A 25,564-nucleotide genomic window follows, 5' to 3' on the forward strand; every position below is an offset into this window, starting at 1 on the left:
ATAAAAAATAGCTCCCCTATACAGGAATTTACCTTTTTATTTTTCTTGAAGTTTGTCATAATAATATTATTGTCTCAGTTTTCTTATACAAGGAGAGTTGTATTTATGTCGTTTTCATGGAAACGTTTCTTACAAATCGGGAAAATTATCTTCCCATTTGTTGTATTAACAATTGTATTCTTTCAAGCAAAAAAAGAATTAGCGGGCATTTCTTTTTTAGAAGCGATTGATACAATTAAAAACATTCCAACTGGAGGAGTCTTTTTAGCAATTACACTTGGTGCATTCGCTGTATCAACAATGTTCTTTTATGACTATGTTATGCTTCGTTACTTAAAAGCTGATATCCCTGTCCAAAAGATTTTCCGTATCTCGTGGATTGCTAATACTTTAAATGGATTTATCGGGTTTGGTGGTCTAGTTGGAGCTGGCGTACGCACAATGCTTTATCGTCCATACATAAAAGAAAATGGAAAACTTATTAAAAGTATCGCTTGGATGACAACTGCCTTTATTAATGGATTAGCCATTCTTTCATTTCTTGGTCTTATCGGAATATTAGACACGAGATTTATTTTGCATGAAAAACCATGGCTATGGCCTGTTCTTATCTTCTTTGCTCTTTTCGTCCCTATATATATCGGATTTTCTAAATTAAAAAATAGAAAAGCGATGCAAACAGAGGGACAAGAAGAAGAGGAGAAAAACCCAACTGTTTTATACTCATTAGTTTCATTAGTCGAATGGGTATCTGCTGGTATTGTTATGTACGTCATATTACTATTATTTGGCATTGAAATCGAATTCCAAAAGTTTTTAGGCGTATATGTCATTGCTGCTTTAGCTGGTGTCGTTAGTCTTGTTCCTGGTGGTCTTGGATCATTTGATCTTGTCTTCTTAACTGGGCTTGGGCAATACGGCATCGATACAGGTGTTTTGCTTCCTGCTATGTTATTATATCGTCTCGTCTATTACATCTTACCATTCTGCCTTGGTCTCATTTTTGCAGCTTTTGAAATGACAGGAGTAGCCATTAAAAAGTTTGAAGATAAACCCTTTATTGCGCCTGCATTAGAGACAACTGGTGTTATATGGACTTTGCAGCGTGACTTTCTAGGAAAGTTAGGTTCTTGGGCATCTGCTGCTTTAACAGTATTTGCTGGCTTAATGGTTATTTTATCAACTATTCTACCGACAAGTATAAATCGGGCACACGCCTTACATATTCTAGCTCCAAAACATCTTATTCAATTTTCTTTTAGCTTATCGCTAACATTCGGTATTCTCCTCCTCATTCTTTCACGAGGGATATATTACGGAACAAAACGTTCTTATTATATGACGATTGTTTCTTTAATTGGAGCGGCTATTTTTAATACACTAAAAGGAATTGATGTTGAAGAAACTTTTATTTTATTAATCGTACTCGCTGTATTGTATATGCTTCGTAAAAGGTTTGTACGTGAGAAAATGGAAGTCTCACTTTCCGATATCGTAAAAGTTTTTATATTCCTACTTGTAACGTTATATTTATATAAAAACTTAGGTATTTTATTTGCAAGTGCAAAAGAAGCTTTCCAACCTGATTTTGTCGTTCGTAATATTACACAAGTGAAACGAAGTGCATTAGCAGCTGCCTTTTTTGTTCCTACTTTTTTACTAATTGGTTCACTCATTGCAAATCGTTATCGAAATGAATTTCCCGGGCAACCAGCTAATGATAAAAGATTACAAAACTTCTTAGATGAACATGGTGGAAATGTACTTAGTCATTTAGGTTTTTTAGGAGATAAACAGTTCTTTTTCAGTAGTGATGGAAAAGCACTCATTCTCTTCTCAATAACTGGAAAACGACTTATTGTACTAGGTGATCCAATCGGGGACCCTTCCTCCTATCGTACTGTATTGCAAGAGTTTTTAGCTGAGGCTGATCGATTTGGATACATTTGTGTATTCTACCAAATTGAAAGTAAATGGATGAGTTTATATCACGATTTTGGTTATAACTTCTTTAAGCTCGGTGAAGAAGCTGTTGTTGATTTAAATACATTTACAATAACAGGAAAGAAACGCGCTGGCATGCGAGCTACTTTCAACCGTTTTGAAAGAGAAGGCTATACATTCTCTATTCATGAGCCACCTTTCTCAGACGAATTATATGAAGAGTTAAGAAAAGTTTCAGATGCATGGCTTGGTGGAAAAAAAGAGAAAGGTTTTTCACTCGGATACTTCGATCGTGAATATATTAGTCGCGCTCCCATTGCAACATTATCTGATGCGGATGGAAAAATTATTGCATTCACAACATTCATGCCCGTATATCAAAACGGATCATTATCTGTCGATTTAATGCGATATTATCCAGATGCGCCTAGCGGCATTATGGACGCAATTTTCATCCACTTATTCCAATGGGCAAAAGAAAATGAATACCACTCCTTTAATATTGGTATGGCACCACTTTCAAATGTTGGTTTATCCACACAGTCTTTCTGGTCTGAACGAGTGGCTGCTGCAATCTTTAATAACGTTCGTTATACGTATAGTTTCAGCGGATTACGACATTTTAAAGAAAAATATAAACCAGCATGGAGCGGTAAATATTTAGCATTTAGGAAGAATCATTCTTTACCAATTACAATGCTCTCTGTAACAAAATTAATAGGAAAAAGAAAAAACAGCTAAATTCTTAGCTGTTTTTTCTTTTTTGAACTTGTACAATAAATTCTTTTTCATATTTCTTACCATTTATATAGAAATTCCCCCACATTTTATACGTACCCTCGGCAGGAAATGTAATACGGTATTGTAATTGTTCATCCGTATCCACAGGCATAGCGTATAAAAAGTTCTCCTTCGTTTCATCCACGATATAGAGTGACTCTACTTCTCCTCTCTCTGAATGTAATTTCAATTTTTCACCCTTTTTCGCTTGAAACTGAAATGTTAACGTAACTGGTTCATTCGGATGTAATGCGCCAAATAAAAGAGAAACTTCATACTCCCCTATTTTTTTTGTAAGTACACTGTCGATTGGAAATTTCACTTTTTTCTTATTGTTCTCCTCTTTCGTTCTACCAAAATCTTTCCTAGCGAATGACTCTACGGACTTATTTTTATCTTCGTATAAAAATATCGTATATTCTTCATCTTTCGCTATTTTTGAAGATAACTTATATGACCCGTTCCCTGCAAATGTAGGTTTAATTTGTTGTATGTGTTTTAACTGTCCATCTACAATCACTGCCCGTATTTGATCATTTACACCACGAATTTCATTATTCTTTTTGTTTAACAACTGAAATACAATATCTACTTTCTCATTTCCCTTTCCATTTGACACATCCCACTTTACTTCCTGAACATCTCCTACAGTCTCTTCGTTTTCTTGATATTTTTTTATGTAAAATCCTCCTGCCACAATAAGTACTAACGCAATAAGCCCAATGACAAGATTTTTCAAAACATCACCTACCATTTTTATTGTCTCTGTTCACATAAAACTTCTTAAGCTATATATTCTAGATTATGATTTATGAAATCCTCCTATTTTGCACATATTACAAATAATAAAAAGATTTTAATTGAAAGGATTCGTAGTGTATAATGCAAATGATATTGATTTCTATCAATACATTATAAGGAGGACTTTTCATGAGTGTACATATCGAAGCAAAACAAGGCGAAATCGCTGAATCTATTCTATTACCAGGTGATCCATTACGTGCAAAATATATCGCTGAAACATTTCTAGAGGATGTTACTTGCTATAATAACGTACGTGGTATGTTAGGTTTTACTGGAACTTATAAAGGAAAACGTGTATCTGTTCAAGGTACAGGTATGGGTGTTCCTTCTATTTCTATTTATGTAAACGAATTAATCCAAAGCTACGGAGTTAAAAATTTAATTCGCGTTGGCACTTGCGGTGCAATTCAAAAAGATGTAAAAGTTCGTGATGTTATTATCGCAATGACGGCTTGTACTGATTCTAATATGAACCGTTTAACATTCCCAGGATTTGATTTCGCACCAGCTGCAAACTTTGATCTTTTAAAGAAAGCTTACGATGCTGGAACTGAAAAAGGATTACACGTTCGTGTCGGTAACGTCTTAACAGCAGATGTGTTTTATCGCGAAAGCATGGACATGGTTAAAAAACTTGGAGATTACGGTGTATTAGCAGTAGAAATGGAAACAACTGCTCTTTATACATTAGCAGCGAAATACGGCGTAAATGCATTATCTGTATTAACAGTTAGCGATCACATCTTCACTGGCGAAGAAACAACATCTGAAGAGCGTCAAACTACATTTAACGAAATGATTGAAATCGCTTTAGATGCAGCAATTCAACAATAATACACTAAAGAACTTGTCATACGTCTGGCGAGTTCTTTTTATGTGACTTTTTATAAATAACTATTTTATAAAGAGACAGATTTCTCCCCTCTACTTTATTGTAACGTTTGTTATAATAAAGTGAAACTTTAATCAGTGGTTTTTTTCCATCCCCCACTGATTATTAGTTGAACCAATCAGGCTTTTACGGACAGTTGATCTCCCACCTACTAACTCCCTTGTATTCGCCGAATTTTGAAGTGGAAGTCTTATTGCCCGAGCGGGATAAAGAAATCATTTACAGTATTTCTCATAAGAGGTGACGCAGTGAAAAACAGAAGTATCGTCTTTAAACTATTTTTATTAACATCAACTTTATTTACAATAATATTCCTACTTTTTTTCCTAGGACAATCTCTATTTTTAGAGAAATTTTATATTAATAAAAAAGTAAAAACAGTTCAAACTGCTTTTGAAAAATTCGTAGATAATTATGACAAAAGTGATAAAAGTTATGAGAAAGTTAGAAAACTAAAACAAGAATTTCATGATAAAACAAATGCCGATATGCAGTTTTTGGATTCTAACGGTATTATTAAAAGTGATAACAATTACTATATCGATGTATTTAATCCCAACAATAATAAACAGTATTCCATTCCACTCAATAACCTTTTAACACCAGAAGAATATAATAAATTCGAAAATTTAGGTTTAAAAAAAGATGTAATAATTAATGTTGATGGAGTCGTACAAGAGAATAATATTATTACACCACAAAAATTAGGAACAAATTATAATCAATGGCAAAACGAACATTTCTATTCGGATTTTCAGTCAATTAATGGTAATCCTTCTAAGAATAGACTTGCAAGCCGATACAAATCTACAACTCGTATCGTCTTTACAGGTGTTATAACTAAGTTACAGCTCCCATCAAAAGCTGAGGTTCGTCTTGCAAATGATATTGAAACATTACAAGCCGTTCAATATTTTGCAGATATTATTAGAGATGGCACTTCTAACTCGAACCAATTAAACACTTTCATATTAGATGGCGGCGAAAATATAAAAAATAGTATCTTTGTAAAGCCGATTATAGAAAACGGAAAGATTACAGAATATGCTTTTGCGATAGCGTCTTTACAACCCGTTAATGAAGCGATGCTAGTTTTAAAAGACTATTATGTTTATGCCTTAATCATCGTGTTTCTCGTTATTATTTTGTTATCCTTCTACTACTCAAAAATCATTGTTAAGCCATTAATTAAAATGAATCGTGTTACAAAAAAAATGGCTAATTTTGATTTCAGCGAGAAATTACCTGTTACAGCCGACGATGAAATTGGTGGGCTTTCCGGCAGTATCAATACATTATCTGTAAATTTAAAAGATCGAATCGATCGATTAAATGTTGCCAATACAAAGTTACAGCAAGACATTGAACGTGAACGTCAATTAGAGAAAACAAGAAAAGAATTCATTTCTGGCGTATCACACGAATTAAAAACACCACTGAGTGTAATTAGAAGTTTTGCAGAAGGTATTAAAGATGGTGTTAGTAAGGATACTTCGTATTATACTGATGTTATTTTAGAAGAAACAGAAAATATGAACAGGCTGATTGTTGAAATGTTAGAATTAGCAAAGTTAGAATCTGGTACTTACAAACTAGATATGACGACGTTCTCAATTGGTGAATTAACGCAACAAGTCTATACAAAATTATTATTTAGCATGGAAGAAAAGCATCTACAAGTGAACGTCGATGCAGACCCTTCTATACTTGTTAAAGCAAATCGTAGCCGTATTGAGCAAGTAGTTGTGAACTTACTAAGTAATGCAATCCGCTATACGCCGGATGGAGAAAAAATACAAGTCTCCATTATAGAAGCAGAAGATACCGTAAAAATCGAAATCGAAAATACAGGAAACCCTATCCCTGAAGAAAGTCTTGAAAAAATTTGGGATCGCTTCTATCGCCTAGATGCATCACGTAGCCGTCACACCGGAGGTACCGGTCTCGGATTATCTATTGTAAAAAACATTTTAGACCTCCATCATGCCGAGTACGGTGTGTATAATACGACTAACAGTGTTGTATTCTATTTCAATTTACAAAAAGTAAAAGAAGTCAAATAATTTGTCTTAATTTCACTAGGAGTTCACATGAAATTCACACTCTCCCTTTATAGTAAGAAACAAGTTAATCCTTTCCTTTACACATATAAAAGAGGAGAGTGCGTGAAATGAAACAAGCAGGACAACCTATTCAAAATGAAAAACAATTAGAAACTATCAAAAATATACTTTTACAATCTTCGAAACGTGATGGCTTATTATTCGTATTAGCTGTAAATTCTGGCTTAAAAGTAAGTGAAATCTTACAATTAAAAGTTAGTGATGTAATCGATGAAAATGAAAATGTTCGCCATTCCATTTTATTTTACAATGAAAAAGTGAAGAAACATAAATGGTTTGCTGTAAATGAAGACTTACAGCACGCAATCGAAGACTACATGAAAGAACGTAAAACTTGGAAACGTAATGAACCATTGTTAAAATCTCAAAAAGGAACAAAATCTATTACGAGACAACATGCATGGTACATTTTAAACAAAGCTGCAAAAGAAGTTGGATTAGAAGGGATTAGCTCACATACACTTCGAAAAACTTGGGGTTATTGTGCATACAAATCAGGTGTTGATATTGCATTTTTACAACACTTCTTTGATCACAGTACTCCATCAAAAACTTTAAAGTATATCGGTATTGCTTAATAACTCTTATACATAAAAAAGGTCACCATTTGAAAATTTGGTAACCTTTTTTATATTTCATATTCTCTTTTCTTGTCTCTCCTATACTGTAGTGGTACTCTAATAATAAGGGGGAGAAATTATGAACACACTTACAATTGAATTACCAAAAGAAACGGCTGAAAAACTTGATTTATTAAAACAAGCTTACGAAAAGAAAACAGGTGCTTCTATCTCTGAGAGCACTCTCGTGCAAACACTTATCTCAAAAGAATTTATCCAGGCGATAACTCCTTTTGATTTACAACAATTCATCAACGGAAAAGAACAGCATTAATGCTGTTCTTTTTTTATCTCTATTTAAAATATACAAAGTTTTTTATATATTTTTAGAAAAACCATTGACAATGATAATGATAACCATTATCATTTATTACGAAGCCAACAATTGATGAATCAACCAAACGCTCAGTAACATTGTTACCCCTCTTTTTCATATAGAAAGGCACTGTACATTCCCCCTGTTTGTACAGTGCCTTTCTTGTTTATTATCATTCAAAAAAATTTAATTGCTCCGGCTTCGGCTCACCATATGTAATGTTCATCATTTTCATAAGCTGTTTCGCATTATCTGCTGCATCCCCACCTGAATTGTTGTTAAACAGTACGTATATATCCTTTGTTTTCTTTTTTAATTGCTCTAGTCGTTCCACCCATTCTTCCAGTTCTTTATTGTTGTAGCGATATAAACAACGAACCGCTCTCCAATTTTCCCCTTTATCAAGCCAACCATGAACATTTCGACCGTGAAAACGTATTAATGCCATGTTTGAATTCGTAACCTCTAATACGAGTGGCACAGAACCTATCCCAGCCTGTGGTTCATCACAAATTGTATGAACCCATTTCTCCTGTTCTAGAAACTGTAACGTCTTATCTCTCATTTCTGGATAAAACCATGTTTGATTTCGAAATTCTATTGCACATGGTAAACCTTCCATTTTTTCTTTCGTATATCGAAGAAAATCTACATTTTTCTTTTTGCAATCAAACCATGGTGGATATTGAAATAAAATTGTTTTTAATTTATTAGCTTCTATTAAAGGAAGAATGGACTGCTTATACACATCAAACATCTCATCAAACGTAGAAAAAGGAAATTCCCCTTTCATATGTCCTGTCATTCCTTGATACGCTTTTACGACAAAAGAAAAATCTTTCGGCGTTTCCATTGCCCATTTTATATAATTTCGTGCAGGTTGCATCGCGTAAAATGAACTATCCACTTCCACAATAGGAAAATACTCACTATATGTTCGTAATTTATTTCTATTTTCATAGGAATCTACGTATAAAGAATCATGATCTCCCCATCCTGTCACTCCAATGAACAGCACATATATTCCTCCCTTTTTAACTTTATCTTCTATTCACTCCCCAAACACTTTTGCTAATCAATTTCATTAAGTGGCCCTTTCTTTAAGAGTATCCTTATTAAAATATGATATACTATATGGAAGAATTTTTAAAATGAGGGGTTATTTATTTATGCTTCCAAACGATGCTACTGTATCTCATGAAAAACGAATTGAAGAACTAGAAAATAAAGTGCGTTTTTATGAAGAACTTGTAAATCAATTACCACATCATTTCACATACAAAAATCCACATATTGGTTTACAAATAAAGAAAACTAGAGCAACTCATTCCATTCAAGAAATACCAAAAGAGAATAAAGAGGCTCATTTTCAACTTACTTGTGATTCATTATTCTTATTTGAACAACTTGAAAAACACTTTGTACATATTTTTGATGCCTTTTCACATCATGTAACCTTTGTCGATAGTAAAGGGAATATTACTTTATGTAATCAAGTTGCCGCAGATGATTTCGGTGTAATACGAAATGATATTATCGGAAAACCGATTCAACAATTACTAAACTTGCCGGAAGAAAAAATTAAAGCGATTGAAACATTAAGAACGGGAACAGAAATATATAATGAAGAAGTTTTAGACAAAAACTATGGCATTATAAACAACCGAATTATTCGCGATTATAACGGGGAGATTTTTAGGGTTATTAGTGTCTTTCATTATTTAAACACAGAGCGTGATGCAGAGAAGTTTTCGTTAGCAGGACGAATCGCAGCCGGAATTGCACACGAGGTACGAAACCCTCTTACGACAGTACGAGGATACTTACAATTTTTACAAGAAAGTGTTTCTCCATCAAATAAAGAGTTATTTAAAAGCTTACTTATCCCTGAATTAGATCGTGCAAATAGTATTATTACAAAATTTTTAGCCATTTCAAAAACACGTGAATTTACAAGAGAACCGTTTCCTATTAATACATTTTTATGCGACTATATTCAACAGTTACTAGCTAGTGAAGTCTTCTTGCATAACATTTCAATTGATTATAACTTTTCTAATGAATTAGATGATATTTTAGTCAATATTGATCGACATGAACTTGTTCAAGTATTTTTAAACCTATTTCAAAATGCCGTCGATGCTCAAGGCGAAAAGCCTCTTTCTATTCAAATCACTAGTTATCGCCTAGATAACTTCGTTCGGATTACTTTCACAGACAATGGAATTGGTATTCCTCTAGCTATTCAAGAATATATCTTTGATCCATTCTTCTCAACGAAGGATTCGGGGACAGGACTAGGCTTATCAGTAACAAAAAAAATCATCCAAAATCATAACGGTACGCTCAAAATGACTAGTGATCCAGACGGTACAACCTTCACTATTTCTATTCCGATTTTACCTAAAGTAAATCGTGAAGCAATTAACTTATAAAATGAGAATGCTGTTCTATTAACTCCCTTTAATTGTTAAGCACACTCTAACAATTAAAGGGAGTTTTTTAAAACATATAGATTTTTCTCTACTTCTTTATTGTTCGTGTTAGGTAGGTAAACTTCTTATTTTTTGAGAAATAGTAGTTTGTCCATCACGAATTTAATTTAAATTTCATTATAATATATAGTAACGACTATTATTCTATGAAAGAAAGGAATGCAAAGATAAACAACAAAAATAAAGGGAAAGTATTTTATGGTAATGATTGTTGCGAAGTAAGAGCTTGTAGTTATATCAACATCTCTAAGTCCGAACTTAAATAATTTGTTAGACTTCTTCAAGCTCTCGGCCAAGCTATTCAAGCTGTCTTAGTTCAATATGGATCTGGTTCCTAGGTGGAGGCGCTACTGGACCAGCGGGTACTCCGATTCGGGTAACTATAGCTGCAATAGGAAACTCCAATGCTCAAACAATATCAACTGGAATTAATATTCAATTAAATCAAGTTTTTGAAATAAATAATATTAACTTTAATGACACTACACATACTTTACAGGCGTATATGATATTAGTTTCTCGGCATCTACAACTTTCCCAGGCTCTTCACCGTTTGGATTCGGTATTTCATTCAATGGCCAACCACCTACTCGTAATTTTTCAACTAATGTTATCGGTAGTGCTGTTTCTTTCTCTACAATTGTTACTTTACAAGCTGGTACAACGATTTCTGTACAACCTACAGCAAATACTATTTCTATTCCTAACACGGGCGATACAACTGCGACACTATCTGTACTCCGAATTTACTAACCACAATTTCCGATAATATTTTGGGAGGACTAAACACATTTATAAGTAATAGGTGTGATTTTGATTGTCTATTAAATCTCTCTTTTAATAAAAAAGGAGCACTTATTTGGGAGGATAAGTGCTCCTTCTTTACGTTTCTTTACCTCAAATTTACTCTATCTTAATCCTCATTTTGTATGATAAATAATGAAGTCAAAGATATGAAAGAGGGATGAAAAATGAGAGTTATGTCACCGATACGCATTTGGATTGCTCTTATGATATGCATTATTTTATGTGTAGGTTTTTTTTTAACTCTAAAATATTCTACTATTTCAAAAGCAGAGAGAAAAACAGTTCCATACACACTTTTGTATACGAAACAAAACAACATCCTTTATTCCAATTCCACAAATAATGAAAAAAAAGTTATAAAAGGAATGCTTATTACGAAAGCTTCTAGTTACGAAACTCTACTTCAAATTACTGAAACGATTAAAGATCAGTATACAAATAAAGGAATTGATGAAATCACGCTGACTATCCATAATGAAGATAATGGTAGTTATGAAGAAGAATTACCATACGAACCGATTAGTAAAGGAACAATAATCATCACATACGATTCTCAATCCTTTGGCAGTACCAACATTACTCTTAATGAATAGTAGCATTTACCCCACTAATTATGAGCTCACTTCATTTTTCACATGAGAAAGAGGCGAATAACGAAATTCGCCTCTTTCTTTTACCATAACGATGGAATCCACTCTTTCACTTTATTAAACCACTCTTGCTGTTCTTTTTTCCTTTTTTGTTCTTCTTCTTGCCTTTTCTTTTCTTCTTCTTTTCTTCGCTTTTCTTCTTCAATTGTTTGCAATTGTTTTTTATAGTCCGCCTCAGATATTAACGACAATTGGAACGCTTTTTGGGCTGGGTTTGCATTTGCTTTTTTCATGATATCCCGGAACATCGTCGTTGTAATTTGACTACCACCTGGAACATAATGCTCGCTATCTGTTTTGTCATATCCTACCCAAACTGCACCTACTAAATCTGGTGTGTATCCTACAAACCACGAGTCCTTTGCCCCTACGCTCGGGCCATTTACAAGTTGAGTAGTCCCTGTCTTCCCTGCTGTATCAACATTAGTAACTTTCGCTTTTCCACCTGTTCCCTTTTCTACAACACCTTTTAATAAATACGTCATCTTTTGAGCAATTTTCTCACTCGTCACTCGTGTCTCTTTCTTATACCATTTCCCTATTATTTCCCCTTCAGCATTTTGAACTTCTCTAATTGCATGAGCCTCTACTTGAACCCCATCATTAGCAAATGTACTATATGCTTGGGCCATTACAAATGGTGATGTCCCTACATGCATCCCACCTAAAGCAATTGGATACGTACGGTCTTCTGGTACTAACGGAATACCAAATCGCTCTAAAGATTTCAATCCTTTATCTAATCCTATTTGTTCTAATAGCCACACAGCGGAAACATTATACGACTTTGCTACCGCTTCATACATTGTCACATTACCATGAAAGGCCTGATCACTATTTTTCGGTTCATATTCTTTAATATGAAATGGTTCATCTTTTAATATATCGTATACTTCATACCCTTGTTCTAAAGCGGGTACATATACAGCTAGAGGCTTTAATGTTGAACCTGGCTGTCTTTTTAATTGCGTAGCATGATTAAATTGTAAAAACTGATATGGTCCTCTACCTCCAACTAAAGCTGGAACACCGCCTGTTTTTGGATTTATAAGGACTACACCCGTTTGCATAAGTTGATCTGAGCCACTATCTTTGAAATAACTATCATTATTCACAACATCTTCTACAGCTTGTTGTTTTTTCGGATCAAGCTCTGTATAAATACGATAACCACCTGCTAAAATTTCATTTTGTGTTAATTCATACTTATCCATCGCTTCTCTAACTATATAGTCTACATATTGGGAGTATTTACCTTTGTATTTATCATCAACCCCACGTTTTAATACAAGGCCTGACTCTTTTTCTTTATTGTATTGCTCTTCAGAAATATATCCTTGTTCCTTCATTAAACTTAATACGACATTACGTCGTTCAATTGATTTATTAAAGTTTTTATAAGGAGAATACGCAGACGGCGCTTTAATTAAACCTGCAATCGTTGCAGCTTCTGAAATTGATAAATCTTTTACCTCTTTATCAAAATAAGATTTAGCTGCCCTCTTTATTCCCCAAGCACCTTCCCCAAAATAAATTTGATTCATATACATTTCAATAATTTCATCTTTTGTATAAGTACGTTCTATTTTTTTGGTTAAAAAGTATTCCTTTATTTTACGAGAAAATGTACGATCTTGTGTCAGAAATACATTCTTTGCAAGCTGCTGTGTAATTGTACTTCCCCCTGCTACAACTTCTCCTGCTGTAATATTTTTAAAAACTGCACTTATAATTCCACTATAATAAATACCATGATGGTTAAAAAAACCCTTATCTTCTACTGCAACAATTGCCTGAACCATAATATCAGGAATATCTTTTCTTTTAACACCTTCTGTTTTCGAAGAAGCTAATTTAGTTGCGACCTCATTATTTGCATCATAAATTAAAGTCGGTTGTGGAACAGCTTGTTTTAATTCAGATATGTCTTGAATGGATATTATTATATTTATAGCAATAAATAGAGTAATGAGTACACTTCCCAATACAATTAATGAATTACGAAGTTTCTTCCTCTTATTGAACCACTCAAGCATTTTTTTAAAATGAGTGTTCTTCAATTTCATTCGTTCACTTCCTTCATTTATTTACACTCTTCTTTTTAAAAAGAAGAATATACCGCCTTTTAAATTTACTATAATAACGTAGTCATTCCTATAGTGTAAAGCTTTTCTTTTACATTCATACTTTTTGCAAGAAAAGGACATTCTACAAGTAAGATATTCACTATTGGATATTAATATTATTAATAGAACAACGAGAGTTATGTTAAGTTTTTGTAAACTTTTCGATAAAATGTTTTAAAAAACGACAGTTTTTTGTTAGAATTGATTAGCCAATATATTTTACATATATTACTTTTGTGGGGGTAACAATAATGGTCTTTAAATCAAAAAAAGATAAATTTTCTGAAATGTTAATGAATGTTTCCGAAAATTTAAAAGAAGGCGCGCAGTTTTTCGTGGAGTATAAAATTAAAAATGCTAGCGATTTAAAAGAGTTTTCTATGCGCATGAAAGAGTATGAGTCAAAAGGTGACTCATTTATTCACGAAATCATTATGGAGCTAAACAAAGCGTTTATTACTCCAATTGAACGTGAGGACATCCTACAACTTGCAATGAGTATGGATGATGTATTAGACGGATTAGATCACAGTGCTGGTCTGTTCGAAATGTATTCTATTACAGAAGCTGATGAATACATGATTAAATTCGTGGAAGCAATCAATCAATGTGCGATTGAGATTGCAAACTCTGTTGAACTACTGTCTAAAAAGAAGTTAGTCGACATTCGTACGAACGCGATTAAGATTAAGGATTACGAATCACAATGCGATGATATTCGTCGTCATGCGATTAAGCACTTATTCTCTCGTGAAAAAGATCCGATTAAGATTATTCAATTTAAAGAGATTTACGAAGAGCTTGAAGAAGTAGCTGATAGCTGTCAAAGCGTTGCAAACGTATTAGAAACAATTATTATGAAGAACGCGTAAGGAGTTTGATCATGGATACACTCTTGATACTGACCGTTTTAGTAGTCATTTGCGCTTTAGCTTTTGACTTTATCAATGGATTTCACGATACAGCAAACGCTATTGCAACGGCTGTTTCAACGAAAGCTCTAAAGCCTAGACATGCAATTATTATGGCAGCTATTATGAACTTTTTAGGTGCAATGACATTTACAGGTGTAGCAAAAACGATTACAAAAGATATCGTTGACCCATTTGCTTTACAAAATGGTTCTCTTGTAATTTTAGCTGCTTTGCTTGCGGCGATAGCATGGAACTTAATTACTTGGTACTACGGTATCCCAAGTAGTTCTTCGCATGCAATTATTGGCTCAATCGCAGGTGCAGCCATTGCTGCTGCTGGTATTAGCTCATTAAACCTTAAAGGATTCATTAAAATTCTTGAAGCTTTAATCATTTCACCAATTATCGCTTTCGTTATTGGTTATATCGTTTACAGTATTTTTAAAGTGGTCTTTAAAAACTTTAACTTAACGAAAACGAATAAAAACTTCCGTATATTCCAGATTTTCACTGCAGCATTACAAGCCTATACACACGGTACGAATGATGCACAAAAAGCAATGGGAATCATTACGATGGCTCTTATGGCTAATAACTATCATACTTCTAGCGATATCCCGTTCTGGGTACAATTATCTTGTGCTATCGCAATGGGACTTGGTACTTCTGTCGGTGGATGGAAAATTATTAAAACTGTCGGTGGACAAATTATGAAAATTCGTCCTGTAAATGGTGTAGCTGCCGATTTATCATCATCACTTGTTATTTTCGGTGCAACATTCATTCACTTACCGGTTAGTACGACGCACGTTATCTCTTCTTCTATTTTAGGGGTTGGTGCTTCTCACCGTGTGAAGGGGGTAAAATGGGGAACTGCAAAACGTATGTTAATTACATGGGTTATTACACTTCCTATTTCAGCTTCTTTAGCTGCTCTGTTTTACTACCTATTACATTTTGTTTTCTAATCAAAAGTCGTCTTCCTTATTTTTCTAGGAAGACGACTTTTTTGTGAACAAGCCTATTTCTCATTAAAAAGCGTGTATAATAATTGGTGGATAAGTTATTTAGAGGAGTTGGCAATTTTGGAATACATCATGTTACTTTTCATCGGACTAATCGCCGGGACAGTCGGCAGCCTAGTTGGGCTTGGAGGCGGAATTATTATTGTTCCGTTATTAATTGGATTACACAGTTTATCACCACAACTTGCAGTAGGGACTTCTATGGTAACAGTCGTTTTCACAGGACTATCTTCTACCCTTACTTACATGAAGCATAAGCGAGTGGATTATAAAAGTGGACTTATTTTATTTATCGGAAGCGGTCCTGGTGGTATTATCGGATCATGGGCAAATAAATTTTTAAACCAAGACACATTTTCTTTATACTTTGGGATTTTCCTTATATTCGTCTCAATTCTACTTATGCTTCGAGACAAATTAAAACCTCTTTCCCTCTCAAATACGTCTGTAATTAAGCGTTCTTTTACAGATAATGATGGAAATGCTGTACACTACCAATTCCCACCGTTTCTTGCTATCTTTATCGCCTTTATAGTTGGGTTTATATCTGGGTTATTTGGAATTGGTGGCGGTGCCTTACTTGTTCCAGCAATGATGCTTCTTTTTGCATTCCCAGCACATATTGCAGTAGCAACTTCAATGTTCATCGTATTTCTATCAGCAATTGTAAGTTCTGCAACTCACATCTCACTTGGAAATGTCAGCTGGATTTATGCATTAATCCTTATTCCTGGTGCATGGATCGGCGGAAAAATCGGGGCTTACATTAATACAAAACTGAGTGGTAACGCCGTAATTAATTTATTACGTATTACGTTAATTATTCTTGGAACTAGATTAATCATTATTTCCCTTTTATAACGTATTCTTTTTAGAATGCGTTTTTCTTATACACATGAATATAAAAATCCTCCGAGGAGAACAAATAAAATTAAACAAGCACTTAATAACATATAATTTGAAATATGTACTTTCTTCAAGTTGACCACTCCTATAACTGCGACTGTTATCTTTATGATAGCGAAAAAATAGTTCACTTGCAGTTACAGAGTGCTAACAATGCAAAATCAATTATTACAAATTTTATCCTTATATTTCATTTCTTTGTATATTCTATCGATTTAATAAAAAAAGATGTCATATTGACATCTTTTTTAGTGAAGAAGTGACCATCCCATAAAGTCTTCATGTACTTGGCACGCCCTCTTATCGTTTCGATCATATAATTCAGCATAACTATCTGTTTCTTCATCATAAGCCATCGTATAAATAATTTGGCCGTCTACTTCAACGGATAAAACGACTCCACCTTTCATCTCTTCTACATGAATGATAGCATTCGCCGGAATTCTCATATCCGTCATTCTTATCGCATCTAACAATATACTAAACCCCCTACAGCGTATTCATTGCTAGTACTATTACACACTAAATAGTATACTACTGTAATAGCATACATTTCGTCAATGAAATTGCTGTTGAAATAGCATATTGTCTATATACATATACGCTAAAATAGAAGAAATAGAAACATATTAATGGGGGGCTAACATTGATTCTACACAAAGGAGATGTACTATTCCGTCAAGGCGAGGACGGTCCTTTATACTTTATAAAAACAGGCTTATTAAAAGTAGTTCGGCTAGAAGAAGACGGAACACCATTTTTATTCAACATTATCGTTCCAGGTGAAACGATACCTCATCATTCTTTAATTTCACCGAAAGAATATCACGGTACAGCTATCGCTTTAATAAAGACAGAAGTGGAACCGATCACTAGTAGTGAATGGTACGAGAGACTTCAAGCAAATCCCGAATCGTATGCCAACATCGCTATGCAATTGCAATCTAAATTAAGAATGATGCAACAACGAATTGATCAATTGACAACTGTCTCTCCGAAAGAACGTCTTCATCGTTTACAAGAATGGTTCACATTATATTTAGGTGACATTCCTATATATGAAATATTAACACAAACTGAAATTGGTCAACTGATAGGCATACGCCGTGAAACAGTTAACCGTTTATTACGAGAACAAATAAAAAACGAGGTAAAATAAATACCTCGTTTTTTTGTTTATTCTCATCTGTCTTATTGTAAGCTTGTTGCTGGGCCGAAAAATTCATAATGAATATGCTCTTGTTTCACACCTAAATCAGTTAGTGCAGCATTTATATGCTTCATAAATGCTACTGGACCACAGAAATAAAATTCTGCTTCAGTTGTCTGAATAATAGTTTTTAACCATTCGCTTTCAACGAAACCTTCTTTATCAAAGTTCTTCATTTCTAAATCTTTTTCAGTCGGTGCAGAATAACAAGTATATGCTTTAACTTGTTCATATTCATTTTCTACTGCCTTAACGTGTTCTTTCATTGCATGTGTATTACTATTTATTGCTGCATGAATAAAATATACATTACGTTTTGAATCTTGTTCAATTAACGTATTTAACATACTCATCATCGGTGTAATCCCTACTCCACCACTAATTAGTACAACTGGTAATGTTGAATCCATATTTAACACGAAATCTCCCGCTGGTGCACTTACTGGTAAAACATCTCCTTCTTTTACATGTTCATGTAAGTAATTAGACACTTTACCGTCTGGTGTATCTACACCTTTTTCTTTCTTTACACTAATACGATAATATTCTTTCCCAGGTGCATCGGATAAACTGTATTGACGATTATGTGTATATGTCTCACCTTCAATATTGATTTGAACCGTTACATATTGACCTGGGATGAATGAAGAAACTTTCCCTCCATCTTCAGGTTTCAAATAAAATGACGTAATAACATCGCTTTCCTTCACTTTTTTAACAATCACAAAGTTACGGAAGTCTTTCCATCCACCTTCTTTATGTGCAGCTTCTTCATACATCTCTGCTTCAATGCTAATAAATGCATCAGCAATGACACCATATGCTTCTCCCCATGCATTTAAAACTTCATCAGGTGCACCTGCGACCTCTTTAATGGCACGTAGTAAACATGTACCTACAATCGGATAATGCTCAGCTTTAATACCTAAACTTCTATGCTTATGACCAATTTGTTTTACAACTGGAATAATTGCTTCTAAATTATCAATGTACGTTGCAGCTGCATAAACAGCATTCGCTAACGCTTGTTGTTGTCTTCCCTTTTTCTGATTCGTATGGTTGAAAATATTCAATAACTCCGGATGTTCTGAAAATAAAATTTCATAAAATCTCGTTGTAATTTCAACGCCTTTTTCTTGTAATAATGGTACTGTTGACTTTACGATTTCAATTGTTTTTGCACTTAACATTGTATCCCACTCCTCTATTTCCTTAACTGTTTTTAGTTTAACTGAATCTTATAATGCAGATTGTGATTTTAATCACTATTAACACGTTGTTTTTGTGAATAATATATGAACATTGTACTTACAAAAGAAAATAAGCTAACTAGAATTCTAGCTAGCTTATTATTTTGTTTGTATAGCTTGTTCAATTACTTTTATATCTTTCCCCTCGCCAAACTCTGTATACCCCCAGATATTCGTTTCCCCCCTATATTTATTTACGATAATATCCAAGTCATGATATACACGGTGGGCATACACTACATACTCAATATTTTGAAGTTCCACACCTTTTTTTACAATTTCATAGCTTCTATTTACATCGCGTTTTATTTTTTCATTCTTTATTTCCGTATGTATATTTTTTAAAGATGGTTCTTGTTGTTGAAACCATTGCTTAAATTGATTCCAATCCCCGTCTGTATAATTCTCTGCTTTACCGTAATTTAAGAAATTATTATAGCTTTCATGTCTCATTCGAATAAAATCTAGCACTTTTGTCTCTTCTTGCACATCTTCTACTTGAGCTATTGTATTTACCTCAGCAGGCTTATTCGCATAATGTAACAGCACTTTCATAAGACTATAACTCGCGATGATCATTACGATAATAATCCCGAATACACGTAGCAATTTCTTCATATACAGAACTCCTTCTCTACTAAAGATATTATAATGTATGGCTATACTTGTAACATTCTCTCGTAGAAATATACTTCCTGTATAAATTCTTCCTATCATTTCGACAATATTTTTCTATACATTTCTCGTTGGCAAATGTTCTTGTAAAACAATATATCCTTCATAAGCTGTGTAACCGAGTATAGCCATTAATCCGATATAACAAGCAAATACTGTCCATTTCGTTTTCGCATCCACTTTATAATAGTTTTCTTGTTGTTCTTTTTCTATTTTCCATTTATTTAATTTTCTTTCTGACGCTTCAAATGCTTCCCTTATGTGAATTGTATACTCATCTTTTTCATCTTCATATGGAACATAATCTAACGGTTCGAACTTCGGTAAAAGATACTCTAACACTTCCATTTTTTGAAGTTCACCTATTTGTAACTCTTTTTCCCGTTCTCTTTGTCTTAATGCATTCATCTCATGATGCATCATGTATATAGTCCGATGTACAGCACCCGTTTCTTTTAATTCCTCTTCAATCCTAGCAACATATTCTTTCATCCCATCAATTTTATGCCCTAATTCCTTAATCGGCTCATCTCTCTTTATCACTCTATATAATTCCATACAACCGATAATAACAATAAATCCTCCCAAAATACTTTTAAAGTAAATTGAATAGCCAAGTAATAAAATAAGGCCTGCTCCCCAAATTTTAGTGCTGACAACTGAAATAATTCGCCCACCATCTAGCGGCGAAACGGGAATTAAATTAAAGAAATTAATCATACTTCCAAGCAAAATAACAAGCGCCCAAAATGGTTCTTTCGTCATTATGTAAAGCGGTATCGCAGGTAAATATGACAGAAGCCCGAAAAGCGGACCCATATAGGCAATGTAAGCTTCATCTTTTGCATTTTTCGGCATCTCTTTCATTCCAATAAGAGCCCCCATAAATGGGATAAAGATTGCTGGCGATGTTGGAATCCCTTTTCTTTTCGCAGCCCATAAATGGCCCATTTCATGAACAAACAACAAATAAATGAGCGCCACCCCAAATTTCCAACCATATAGAACTGCGTATGCGCCAAGGGATAGAAACATACTAAATACCGTTGAAAACTTTGCTAATTTAAAAATTGCAAATACCCACTTTAACTTAGACAGTAAAAATAATCCTATGGCAACAATAATTCCCCATAATCCTTTTTTATTATTTTTCATCTCTCTCCTTTAACCCCCTGTAACGAGTCATACAAGCTCATCAAAAATTATTCTCCTCTTTATTATGACATATTTTTTTCTATTGTTAGAAATAATGTTTATTTAATCCATTTTTAGCCAAAAATATAAATAAAGGAGGTATATACGAATGAATTTACAATCTCTCATAATAAGTGTTTTATCATTTTTAGCTTCAACTCTTATTTTTTATACAGTGAGCTATGTATTATTATTAGATTGGTTGCCAAATCACTTACTTATCACTCTTATCATTCTTTCCGCTCTTATGATTTCATTTCTTATTACACGAAAATCAATGAATGAGCCATCTGCAAAAGCAAAATAATAGAGAGGGTGTTCTTCTCCCCTCTCTATTATCATTTCCTAGGAAAGGCTATATAGAATTTACAATTCAGTTACAGCCAATAAGGGCCTTACCCCAAAATTCAGTTGAAACAAAGAAGTTAAGTGAGAGTCAACGCCGAATTGGCAAAGACTATTAATCAATGAGAAATGAGCAGCCTCCGCCGATTAAATTCTCACTTTATCTTTGGAAATTCATTTTTTCACCATACTCTTTAACGATTTGAATTATATTTTGAAACACACCTATTTTTTCTTTTTCACTGTTTAATATTTTTAAATCATACTTTTCGTAATATGTTTCTAATGATTTTAATTGTGATTCTGAAGCGCCTTTTACCTGCACAGTAGCATGCAATTCATATTGCTTATACCCTTCCTTTACTTTTTCACCTAAAATCATTTCACTCTCTTTTGCTCCAATTAATTTTTGAACTTTTTCTGGGAAAGTGAGTTGCAAATAATATTCTTGTTCCTTCACTAACTTGTTGTATAGTGATTGTGAAATCGTATACCGTACCATATAATTCACGTTTTGATCGCCTGCTTTAATATGAAACGCGGTAATCTGCAAATCTTTTTTTGTTACCTCCGTTAAAGGACCTACCTGCATCTCTTCTTCTTTTTGTTCTGAAACATTTGGAAATATAGCCAAAAGCTTTTCCGTATCTTTTTCATTCAACATATACATAACTTTCTTATATTGCACCCATCCTCGTCTATCTTCTCCCCTTAACCATGCATAATAAGTTTCTTTTTTCCCCTCTCTACTAATTTGTATTTCATATTCAGGTTCACCGAAGCTTCCGGTTATTTCTTGTTTCTCAGCTTTATCCAAAATGTCTATTACTAACTTCGCTTCTGATTCCTGCAACTTTTTCTCTTTATGTTTTTTTTGTATAACGGTTACCCCTATTGTTTCTTTCACTTCATTCACCGTCTCTTCTACTTTTTTTGTTTCTTGTTTTTGCTCAGCTTGACCACAAGCTGCTAGTAACATAACAAATAACAACAATACATATTTCCCTTTCAAATTAATCCTCCTTTTACGATAAGAAATTCTTATAATCTTCATACATAAAACAAAAACGTGACATCCTATTAAATAAGTTATACTAATCATTGAAAGGAGGTCTTTATCATGTCCATTAATTTTCATGATGCAAATAATAAATACACATACGCAACAAGAAACGCTCATATTTCTTGGGCTGAAATGGTAAAAAACATTACAGACATACAAAACAAGCAAATAATTGATATTGGCTGCGGTGGCGGGATTTATACGAAAGAACTTGCTCTTATGGGAGCCAAAAATGTTGTGGGACTTGATTTTTCAAAAGAAATATTACAAGCTGCAAAAGAAAATTGCAACAATTTCCCAAATATTTCTTTCATCCACGGTGATGCACATAATATCCCATACCCTAACGAAACATTCGACATAGTTATTTCGCGCGCAGTTATTCATCATTTACAAGACATTCCTACATTTTTATGTGAAGCTTCTCGTATATTAAATAAAAACGGTGTACTTATTTTACAAGATCGAACGATTGAAGATTGTACAGTTCCAGGAAGTCCCGAACACATTCGTGGATATTTTTTCTCTATATTTCCAAAACTCATTGAAATAGAGTCAAAAAGACGTCCAAAAACCAACACGATACAGAAAGAATTACAAAAACATTCTCTTCACGTGCTTCCCACACAAACACAATGGGAAGTACGAAAAATACATGATTCTGTAGAAGCATTGCTACAAGATTTATCTCCTCGAACAGGTCGATCCATTCTATATGAGTTAACAGATGATGAACTTTCTCAACTTCTACAACATATACAGACCACATTACAAAACGTCTCTCCTATTATTGAAAGAGATCGATGGACAATTTGGAGCGCCATGAAGTTGTAAGGAAGGAAGCCTCACAAAATAATGTGAGGCTTCCTTTCTTTCATAATCTAATTTTGCAACACTCTTGATATCCTCCACTTCTGGCCTGTGCACTTCCACACTTCGGACATACTAAATATCTAGACTGATTTGTCAACAAACTACCTTTTTGAAAGAGTAAAACTTCTGCTTGTTTAAACGAACGCGAATAATATAACCACATAAAACCAATTATAGCAATAATGCCAAATAATACTCCCATCGCAAGCATTTCAGTCACCTCTTTTGGTTTGTTCTTTCCAGCAAGTGGATTGTTGTAATATTCTCTGTAAATTCAAATAATCCCTTCTTTACTCCTATAAATATCAACTTTCTCTATAAATTTTACAATTCTCCACAAATTTTTACTCCCATTTTACAATTCATTATTCCTTTTGCAACAACGAATATTACTTTCGATATTTCCGTATATAAATATATCTTTCAAAAAACATATTGACTTTCTAAAAAAAACATGCAACAATACTGTCAGAATACTTGAATAAAAATTCATTGACGAGAACGAGTACGTTATAGAACTGTTCCCCAGAGAGTTGGCGATTTGCTGAAAGCCAACGTTCAGTGCGTAACCGAAAATCATCTCCGAGAAGTAGAACCGAATGTTACAGTAAGTTCTTACCGGCCGTCCCCCGTTACAAGGAACACGTATCATGTTGTACGTTGCAAAGCCGTATACATATAGATTTATTTCTACATGTGTAAATTAGGGTGGTATCGCGGGTAAATATAACTCGTCCCTTTCTTTAGGGACGAGTTTTTTGTGTTCTTACAAATGAATTTAAAAAAGGAGGAAAAACAATGAACACTGTATCAAAAAAACATATTTTTTTCACGGGTCTTATGCTATTTTCTTTATTTTTTGGGGCAGGTAATTTAATTTTCCCTCCCATGCTTGGCCAAAACGCAGGTGAAAACTTTTGGCCCGCAATGATTGGATTTTTACTAACAGGAGTTGGCTTACCACTACTTACTGTTATCGCAATTTCTCTATCAGGAAATGGAATGCAGCAACTTGCAAGTCATGTTCATCCATTATTCGGAATTTTCTTTACGGTAGTTGTATACATTGCCATCGGTCCATCCATGGGCATCCCACGTGTTGCAAATGTTGCTTATGAAATGGGTGTTAGTTCTTTCTTACCAGAAACAATCCGCTCTAGCAGCCTAGTGCTATTTGTATATACAATCATATTCTTTACTATCGTATTTTGGCTGAGTTTAAATCCATCTAAACTTGTCGATCGTATTGGAAATATATTAACACCTATTTTATTACTCTCAATTTTCTTATTGTTTGTTAAAAGTGTCTTTACACCACTTGGACAATCAGGACCAGCTATGCAAGAGTATCAAACTTCTCCAATCTTCAAAGGCTTTATGGAAGGGTACTTAACAATGGACACCATTTCAGCACTTGCATTTGGAATTATCGTTGTAAATGCAATTCGCTCTAAAGGTGTGAATGATCGTAAGTCCATTGCCATCGCCACAGCAAAAGCAGGGCTTATTGCCGCTACAGGACTCGTACTTGTATATGGTGCACTCGGCTGGCTTGGGACAACTAGTGTCTCTCTCGGATATGCAAAAAATGGTGGACAGCTACTTACTGTTATCGTACAACAATTATTCGGCCCATACGGTTTGCTCCTATTATCTCTTATCGTTACACTCGCTTGTTTAACGACATGCGTTGGACTCGTATCTGCGTGCAGCCAATATTTTTCAACATTATTGACTACATTTTCATACAAAACGTTCGCGAGTATCATTTGCGCATTAGGATTATTAGTTGCCAACTTAGGTTTAACAAAAATTATCGCAATCTCTGTTCCAATTCTACTTGTTGTATATCCAATTGCGATTGTACTCGTACTACTATCGTTACTTCATAAATACTTCGGTGGATATCGCTCTGTTTATGTAGGTGCTTTAATCGGAGCAGCAGTTGTGAGCGTATTTGATGGATTAAAACAAGGCGGTATTCCAGTCTCGTTTATCACGTCCAACTTTGAATTTATTCCTTTATATAATGAAGGAATAGGCTGGCTATTACCAGCATTAGCCGGAGCACTTATCGGATTTACTATCGCTAAACTAAGCGGTGCTAAAAAAGTTCCCTTAATAACCGACGCAAAAGCATCCTAAAAAACTCCCGAAAGGGAGTTTTTTTACATTTGATAAGCAGTATGATTAAAACTACTTATTTTATACGCTTTCGTATAATATTCAATATTCGTATCAACTGTTTCTACCTTAACAACATCATAGCAGTCTTCTTGCTTTACTAAAAATAAATAGTATTCCTCTGTTGCCTCAATAATCGCAATTTTATCTGTTTCAACATTATATTGTTCACAAAGCGCTTGTAATGCGTTCACATAATCCCCTAATTTTTTAGACTTATCCATTCCGAATATAGTTTGAACTAACATATACATTCTCCCCTTTGTATGTACTGTTAACAACTTAATGATAACGCTTACATTTATTAGCGTCAATAAAAAGATTTGATGCAAACTAATAATCAATGGGGATAGTCCCCCACTGATTAA

Annotated in this window: 24 protein-coding genes, 1 pseudogene and 1 other annotated feature; of the genes and pseudogenes, 15 read left to right on the forward strand and 10 right to left on the reverse strand. The window is 34.0% G+C overall.

Annotated elements, in window-relative coordinates; genetic code table 11:
- Positions 1 to 105: 105 nt before the first annotated feature.
- Positions 106 to 2,685 (forward strand): bifunctional lysylphosphatidylglycerol flippase/synthetase MprF, encoded by a 2,580-nt coding sequence (gene mprF, locus CN409_RS18450; protein WP_000010842.1) that lies wholly within the window; start codon positions 106 to 108, stop codon positions 2,683 to 2,685.
- A gap of 4 nt (positions 2,686 to 2,689) precedes the next feature.
- Here mprF and CN409_RS18455 read toward each other — a convergent pair whose 3' ends face one another.
- Positions 2,690 to 3,478, reverse strand: a complete 789-nt coding sequence (locus CN409_RS18455) for a hypothetical protein (RefSeq protein ID WP_000232602.1) — start codon at positions 3,476 to 3,478, stop codon at positions 2,690 to 2,692.
- 176 nt (positions 3,479 to 3,654) lie between these two features.
- Between CN409_RS18455 and deoD the strand changes: the two genes are divergently transcribed.
- From deoD to CN409_RS18475, 4 genes are all read left to right on the forward strand, one after another.
- Entirely contained in the window at positions 3,655 to 4,362 is a 708-nt protein-coding gene (gene deoD / locus CN409_RS18460; protein WP_000110707.1) for a purine-nucleoside phosphorylase, read from the forward strand.
- Between the two features lie 306 nt (positions 4,363 to 4,668).
- On the forward strand, positions 4,669 to 6,483 hold the full coding sequence (locus tag CN409_RS18465; RefSeq protein ID WP_000797506.1) for a sensor histidine kinase: 1,815 nt from the start codon (positions 4,669 to 4,671) through the stop codon (positions 6,481 to 6,483).
- 107 nt (positions 6,484 to 6,590) lie between these two features.
- Positions 6,591 to 7,121, forward strand: a complete 531-nt coding sequence (locus CN409_RS18470) for a tyrosine-type recombinase/integrase (RefSeq protein ID WP_000806236.1) — start codon at positions 6,591 to 6,593, stop codon at positions 7,119 to 7,121.
- A gap of 121 nt (positions 7,122 to 7,242) precedes the next feature.
- Entirely contained in the window at positions 7,243 to 7,437 is a 195-nt protein-coding gene (locus CN409_RS18475) for a DUF3924 domain-containing protein (protein ID WP_001094856.1), read from the forward strand.
- A 214-nt stretch (positions 7,438 to 7,651) separates the two neighbouring features.
- Here CN409_RS18475 and CN409_RS18480 read toward each other — a convergent pair whose 3' ends face one another.
- Positions 7,652 to 8,497, reverse strand: coding sequence for a DUF72 domain-containing protein (locus CN409_RS18480; RefSeq protein WP_000897362.1), 846 nt, complete (start codon positions 8,495 to 8,497; stop codon positions 7,652 to 7,654).
- 151 nt (positions 8,498 to 8,648) lie between these two features.
- On the opposite strand from CN409_RS18480, the gene CN409_RS18485 reads away from it, so the two are divergent.
- From CN409_RS18485 to CN409_RS18495, 3 genes and pseudogenes are all read left to right on the forward strand, one after another.
- Positions 8,649 to 9,914: an ATP-binding protein gene (locus CN409_RS18485; RefSeq protein WP_000937232.1), complete on the forward strand. Its 1,266-nt coding sequence runs from the start codon at positions 8,649 to 8,651 to the stop codon at positions 9,912 to 9,914.
- Between the two features lie 206 nt (positions 9,915 to 10,120).
- A pseudogene (locus tag CN409_RS18490) lies at positions 10,121 to 10,727 on the forward strand (Gly-Xaa-Xaa repeat protein).
- A 218-nt stretch (positions 10,728 to 10,945) separates the two neighbouring features.
- A complete protein-coding gene (locus CN409_RS18495; RefSeq protein WP_097981841.1) occupies positions 10,946 to 11,374 on the forward strand; it encodes a hypothetical protein in 429 nt (142 codons plus the stop codon).
- An 80-nt stretch (positions 11,375 to 11,454) separates the two neighbouring features.
- On the opposite strand, the gene CN409_RS18500 is transcribed toward CN409_RS18495, so the two are convergent.
- Complete coding sequence (locus CN409_RS18500; protein ID WP_000769249.1) at positions 11,455 to 13,497, reverse strand: transglycosylase domain-containing protein; 2,043 nt, start codon at positions 13,495 to 13,497, stop codon at positions 11,455 to 11,457.
- 311 nt (positions 13,498 to 13,808) lie between these two features.
- On the opposite strand from CN409_RS18500, the gene CN409_RS18505 reads away from it, so the two are divergent.
- The 3 genes from CN409_RS18505 (at position 13,809) to CN409_RS18515 (ending at position 16,357) form a co-directional block, all read left to right on the forward strand.
- Positions 13,809 to 14,429, forward strand: coding sequence for a DUF47 domain-containing protein (locus CN409_RS18505; protein WP_000231445.1), 621 nt, complete (start codon positions 13,809 to 13,811; stop codon positions 14,427 to 14,429).
- An 11-nt stretch (positions 14,430 to 14,440) separates the two neighbouring features.
- Positions 14,441 to 15,439, forward strand: coding sequence for an inorganic phosphate transporter (locus CN409_RS18510; RefSeq protein WP_000380276.1), 999 nt, complete (start codon positions 14,441 to 14,443; stop codon positions 15,437 to 15,439).
- Between the two features lie 117 nt (positions 15,440 to 15,556).
- On the forward strand, positions 15,557 to 16,357 hold the full coding sequence (locus CN409_RS18515; protein ID WP_000455760.1) for a sulfite exporter TauE/SafE family protein: 801 nt from the start codon (positions 15,557 to 15,559) through the stop codon (positions 16,355 to 16,357).
- Between the two features lie 293 nt (positions 16,358 to 16,650).
- Here the strand turns inward: CN409_RS18515 and CN409_RS18525 are convergent, their stop codons facing one another.
- The gene (locus CN409_RS18525) at positions 16,651 to 16,878 is read right to left on the reverse strand and encodes a hypothetical protein (RefSeq protein WP_000882911.1); all 228 of its coding nucleotides are present in this window, start codon (positions 16,876 to 16,878) and stop codon (positions 16,651 to 16,653) included.
- Positions 16,879 to 17,048: 170 nt separating this feature from the next.
- Here CN409_RS18525 and CN409_RS18530 point away from each other — a divergent pair, with 170 nt between their 5' ends.
- Complete coding sequence (locus CN409_RS18530) at positions 17,049 to 17,561, forward strand: Crp/Fnr family transcriptional regulator (RefSeq protein ID WP_000600585.1); 513 nt, start codon at positions 17,049 to 17,051, stop codon at positions 17,559 to 17,561.
- Between the two features lie 32 nt (positions 17,562 to 17,593).
- Here the strand turns inward: CN409_RS18530 and hmpA are convergent, their stop codons facing one another.
- The 3 genes from hmpA to CN409_RS18545 form a co-directional block, all read right to left on the reverse strand.
- Complete coding sequence (hmpA, locus tag CN409_RS18535; RefSeq protein WP_000947319.1) at positions 17,594 to 18,802, reverse strand: NO-inducible flavohemoprotein; 1,209 nt, start codon at positions 18,800 to 18,802, stop codon at positions 17,594 to 17,596.
- A gap of 159 nt (positions 18,803 to 18,961) precedes the next feature.
- The gene (locus tag CN409_RS18540; protein ID WP_081143518.1) at positions 18,962 to 19,480 is read right to left on the reverse strand and encodes a hypothetical protein; all 519 of its coding nucleotides are present in this window, start codon (positions 19,478 to 19,480) and stop codon (positions 18,962 to 18,964) included.
- Positions 19,481 to 19,594: 114 nt separating this feature from the next.
- Positions 19,595 to 20,692: a site-2 protease family protein gene (locus CN409_RS18545; RefSeq protein ID WP_000794496.1), complete on the reverse strand. Its 1,098-nt coding sequence runs from the start codon at positions 20,690 to 20,692 to the stop codon at positions 19,595 to 19,597.
- Positions 20,693 to 20,840: 148 nt separating this feature from the next.
- On the opposite strand from CN409_RS18545, the gene CN409_RS18550 reads away from it, so the two are divergent.
- A complete protein-coding gene (locus tag CN409_RS18550) occupies positions 20,841 to 21,038 on the forward strand; it encodes a hypothetical protein (protein ID WP_001053359.1) in 198 nt (65 codons plus the stop codon).
- 198 nt (positions 21,039 to 21,236) lie between these two features.
- On the opposite strand, the gene CN409_RS18555 is transcribed toward CN409_RS18550, so the two are convergent.
- Positions 21,237 to 22,088 carry a YhfM domain-containing protein gene (locus CN409_RS18555; RefSeq protein ID WP_000677055.1) on the reverse strand — a complete coding sequence of 284 codons (852 nt, stop codon included), beginning with the start codon at positions 22,086 to 22,088 and terminating at the stop codon, positions 21,237 to 21,239.
- Between the two features lie 108 nt (positions 22,089 to 22,196).
- Here CN409_RS18555 and CN409_RS18560 point away from each other — a divergent pair, with 108 nt between their 5' ends.
- The gene (locus CN409_RS18560; protein WP_000026263.1) at positions 22,197 to 22,973 is read left to right on the forward strand and encodes a class I SAM-dependent methyltransferase; all 777 of its coding nucleotides are present in this window, start codon (positions 22,197 to 22,199) and stop codon (positions 22,971 to 22,973) included.
- 40 nt (positions 22,974 to 23,013) lie between these two features.
- On the opposite strand, the gene CN409_RS18565 is transcribed toward CN409_RS18560, so the two are convergent.
- Positions 23,014 to 23,223, reverse strand: coding sequence for a hypothetical protein (locus CN409_RS18565; RefSeq protein ID WP_000880630.1), 210 nt, complete (start codon positions 23,221 to 23,223; stop codon positions 23,014 to 23,016).
- A gap of 272 nt (positions 23,224 to 23,495) precedes the next feature.
- Positions 23,496 to 23,754, forward strand: a binding site (T-box leader).
- Positions 23,755 to 23,810: 56 nt separating this feature from the next.
- Here CN409_RS18565 and brnQ3 point away from each other — a divergent pair.
- A complete protein-coding gene (gene brnQ3 / locus CN409_RS18570) occupies positions 23,811 to 25,157 on the forward strand; it encodes a branched-chain amino acid transport system II carrier protein BrnQ3 (protein ID WP_001099171.1) in 1,347 nt (448 codons plus the stop codon).
- A 23-nt stretch (positions 25,158 to 25,180) separates the two neighbouring features.
- Here brnQ3 and CN409_RS18575 read toward each other — a convergent pair whose 3' ends face one another.
- Positions 25,181 to 25,519, reverse strand: a complete 339-nt coding sequence (locus CN409_RS18575; protein WP_118961699.1) for a DUF3922 domain-containing protein — start codon at positions 25,517 to 25,519, stop codon at positions 25,181 to 25,183.
- Positions 25,520 to 25,564: the final 45 nt, after the last annotated feature.

Origin of the sequence: Bacillus sp. AFS012607 (assembly GCF_002558005.1) — a bacterium.
Lineage (GTDB): Bacteria > Bacillota > Bacilli > Bacillales > Bacillaceae_G > Bacillus_A > Bacillus_A thuringiensis_S.

Bases quoted from the DNA above. Each gene is read 5' to 3' on its own strand.
- mprF (WP_000010842.1), top strand. From the start codon at position 106: ATGTCGTTTTCATGGAAACGTTTCTTACAAATCGGGAAAATTATCTTC.
- CN409_RS18455 (WP_000232602.1), bottom strand. From the start codon at position 3,478: ATGGTAGGTGATGTTTTGAAAAATCTTGTCATTGGGCTTATTGCGTTA.
- deoD (WP_000110707.1), top strand. From the start codon at position 3,655: ATGAGTGTACATATCGAAGCAAAACAAGGCGAAATCGCTGAATCTATT.
- CN409_RS18470 (WP_000806236.1), top strand. From the start codon at position 6,591: ATGAAACAAGCAGGACAACCTATTCAAAATGAAAAACAATTAGAAACT.
- CN409_RS18475 (WP_001094856.1), top strand. From the start codon at position 7,243: ATGAACACACTTACAATTGAATTACCAAAAGAAACGGCTGAAAAACTT.
- CN409_RS18485 (WP_000937232.1), top strand. From the start codon at position 8,649: ATGCTTCCAAACGATGCTACTGTATCTCATGAAAAACGAATTGAAGAA.
- CN409_RS18495 (WP_097981841.1), top strand. From the start codon at position 10,946: ATGAGAGTTATGTCACCGATACGCATTTGGATTGCTCTTATGATATGC.
- CN409_RS18500 (WP_000769249.1), bottom strand. From the start codon at position 13,497: ATGAAATTGAAGAACACTCATTTTAAAAAAATGCTTGAGTGGTTCAAT.
- CN409_RS18505 (WP_000231445.1), top strand. From the start codon at position 13,809: ATGGTCTTTAAATCAAAAAAAGATAAATTTTCTGAAATGTTAATGAAT.
- CN409_RS18510 (WP_000380276.1), top strand. From the start codon at position 14,441: ATGGATACACTCTTGATACTGACCGTTTTAGTAGTCATTTGCGCTTTA.
- hmpA (WP_000947319.1), bottom strand. From the start codon at position 18,802: ATGTTAAGTGCAAAAACAATTGAAATCGTAAAGTCAACAGTACCATTA.
- CN409_RS18540 (WP_081143518.1), bottom strand. From the start codon at position 19,480: ATGAAGAAATTGCTACGTGTATTCGGGATTATTATCGTAATGATCATC.
- CN409_RS18545 (WP_000794496.1), bottom strand. From the start codon at position 20,692: ATGAAAAATAATAAAAAAGGATTATGGGGAATTATTGTTGCCATAGGA.
- CN409_RS18550 (WP_001053359.1), top strand. From the start codon at position 20,841: ATGAATTTACAATCTCTCATAATAAGTGTTTTATCATTTTTAGCTTCA.
- CN409_RS18560 (WP_000026263.1), top strand. From the start codon at position 22,197: ATGTCCATTAATTTTCATGATGCAAATAATAAATACACATACGCAACA.
- CN409_RS18565 (WP_000880630.1), bottom strand. From the start codon at position 23,223: ATGCTTGCGATGGGAGTATTATTTGGCATTATTGCTATAATTGGTTTT.
- brnQ3 (WP_001099171.1), top strand. From the start codon at position 23,811: ATGAACACTGTATCAAAAAAACATATTTTTTTCACGGGTCTTATGCTA.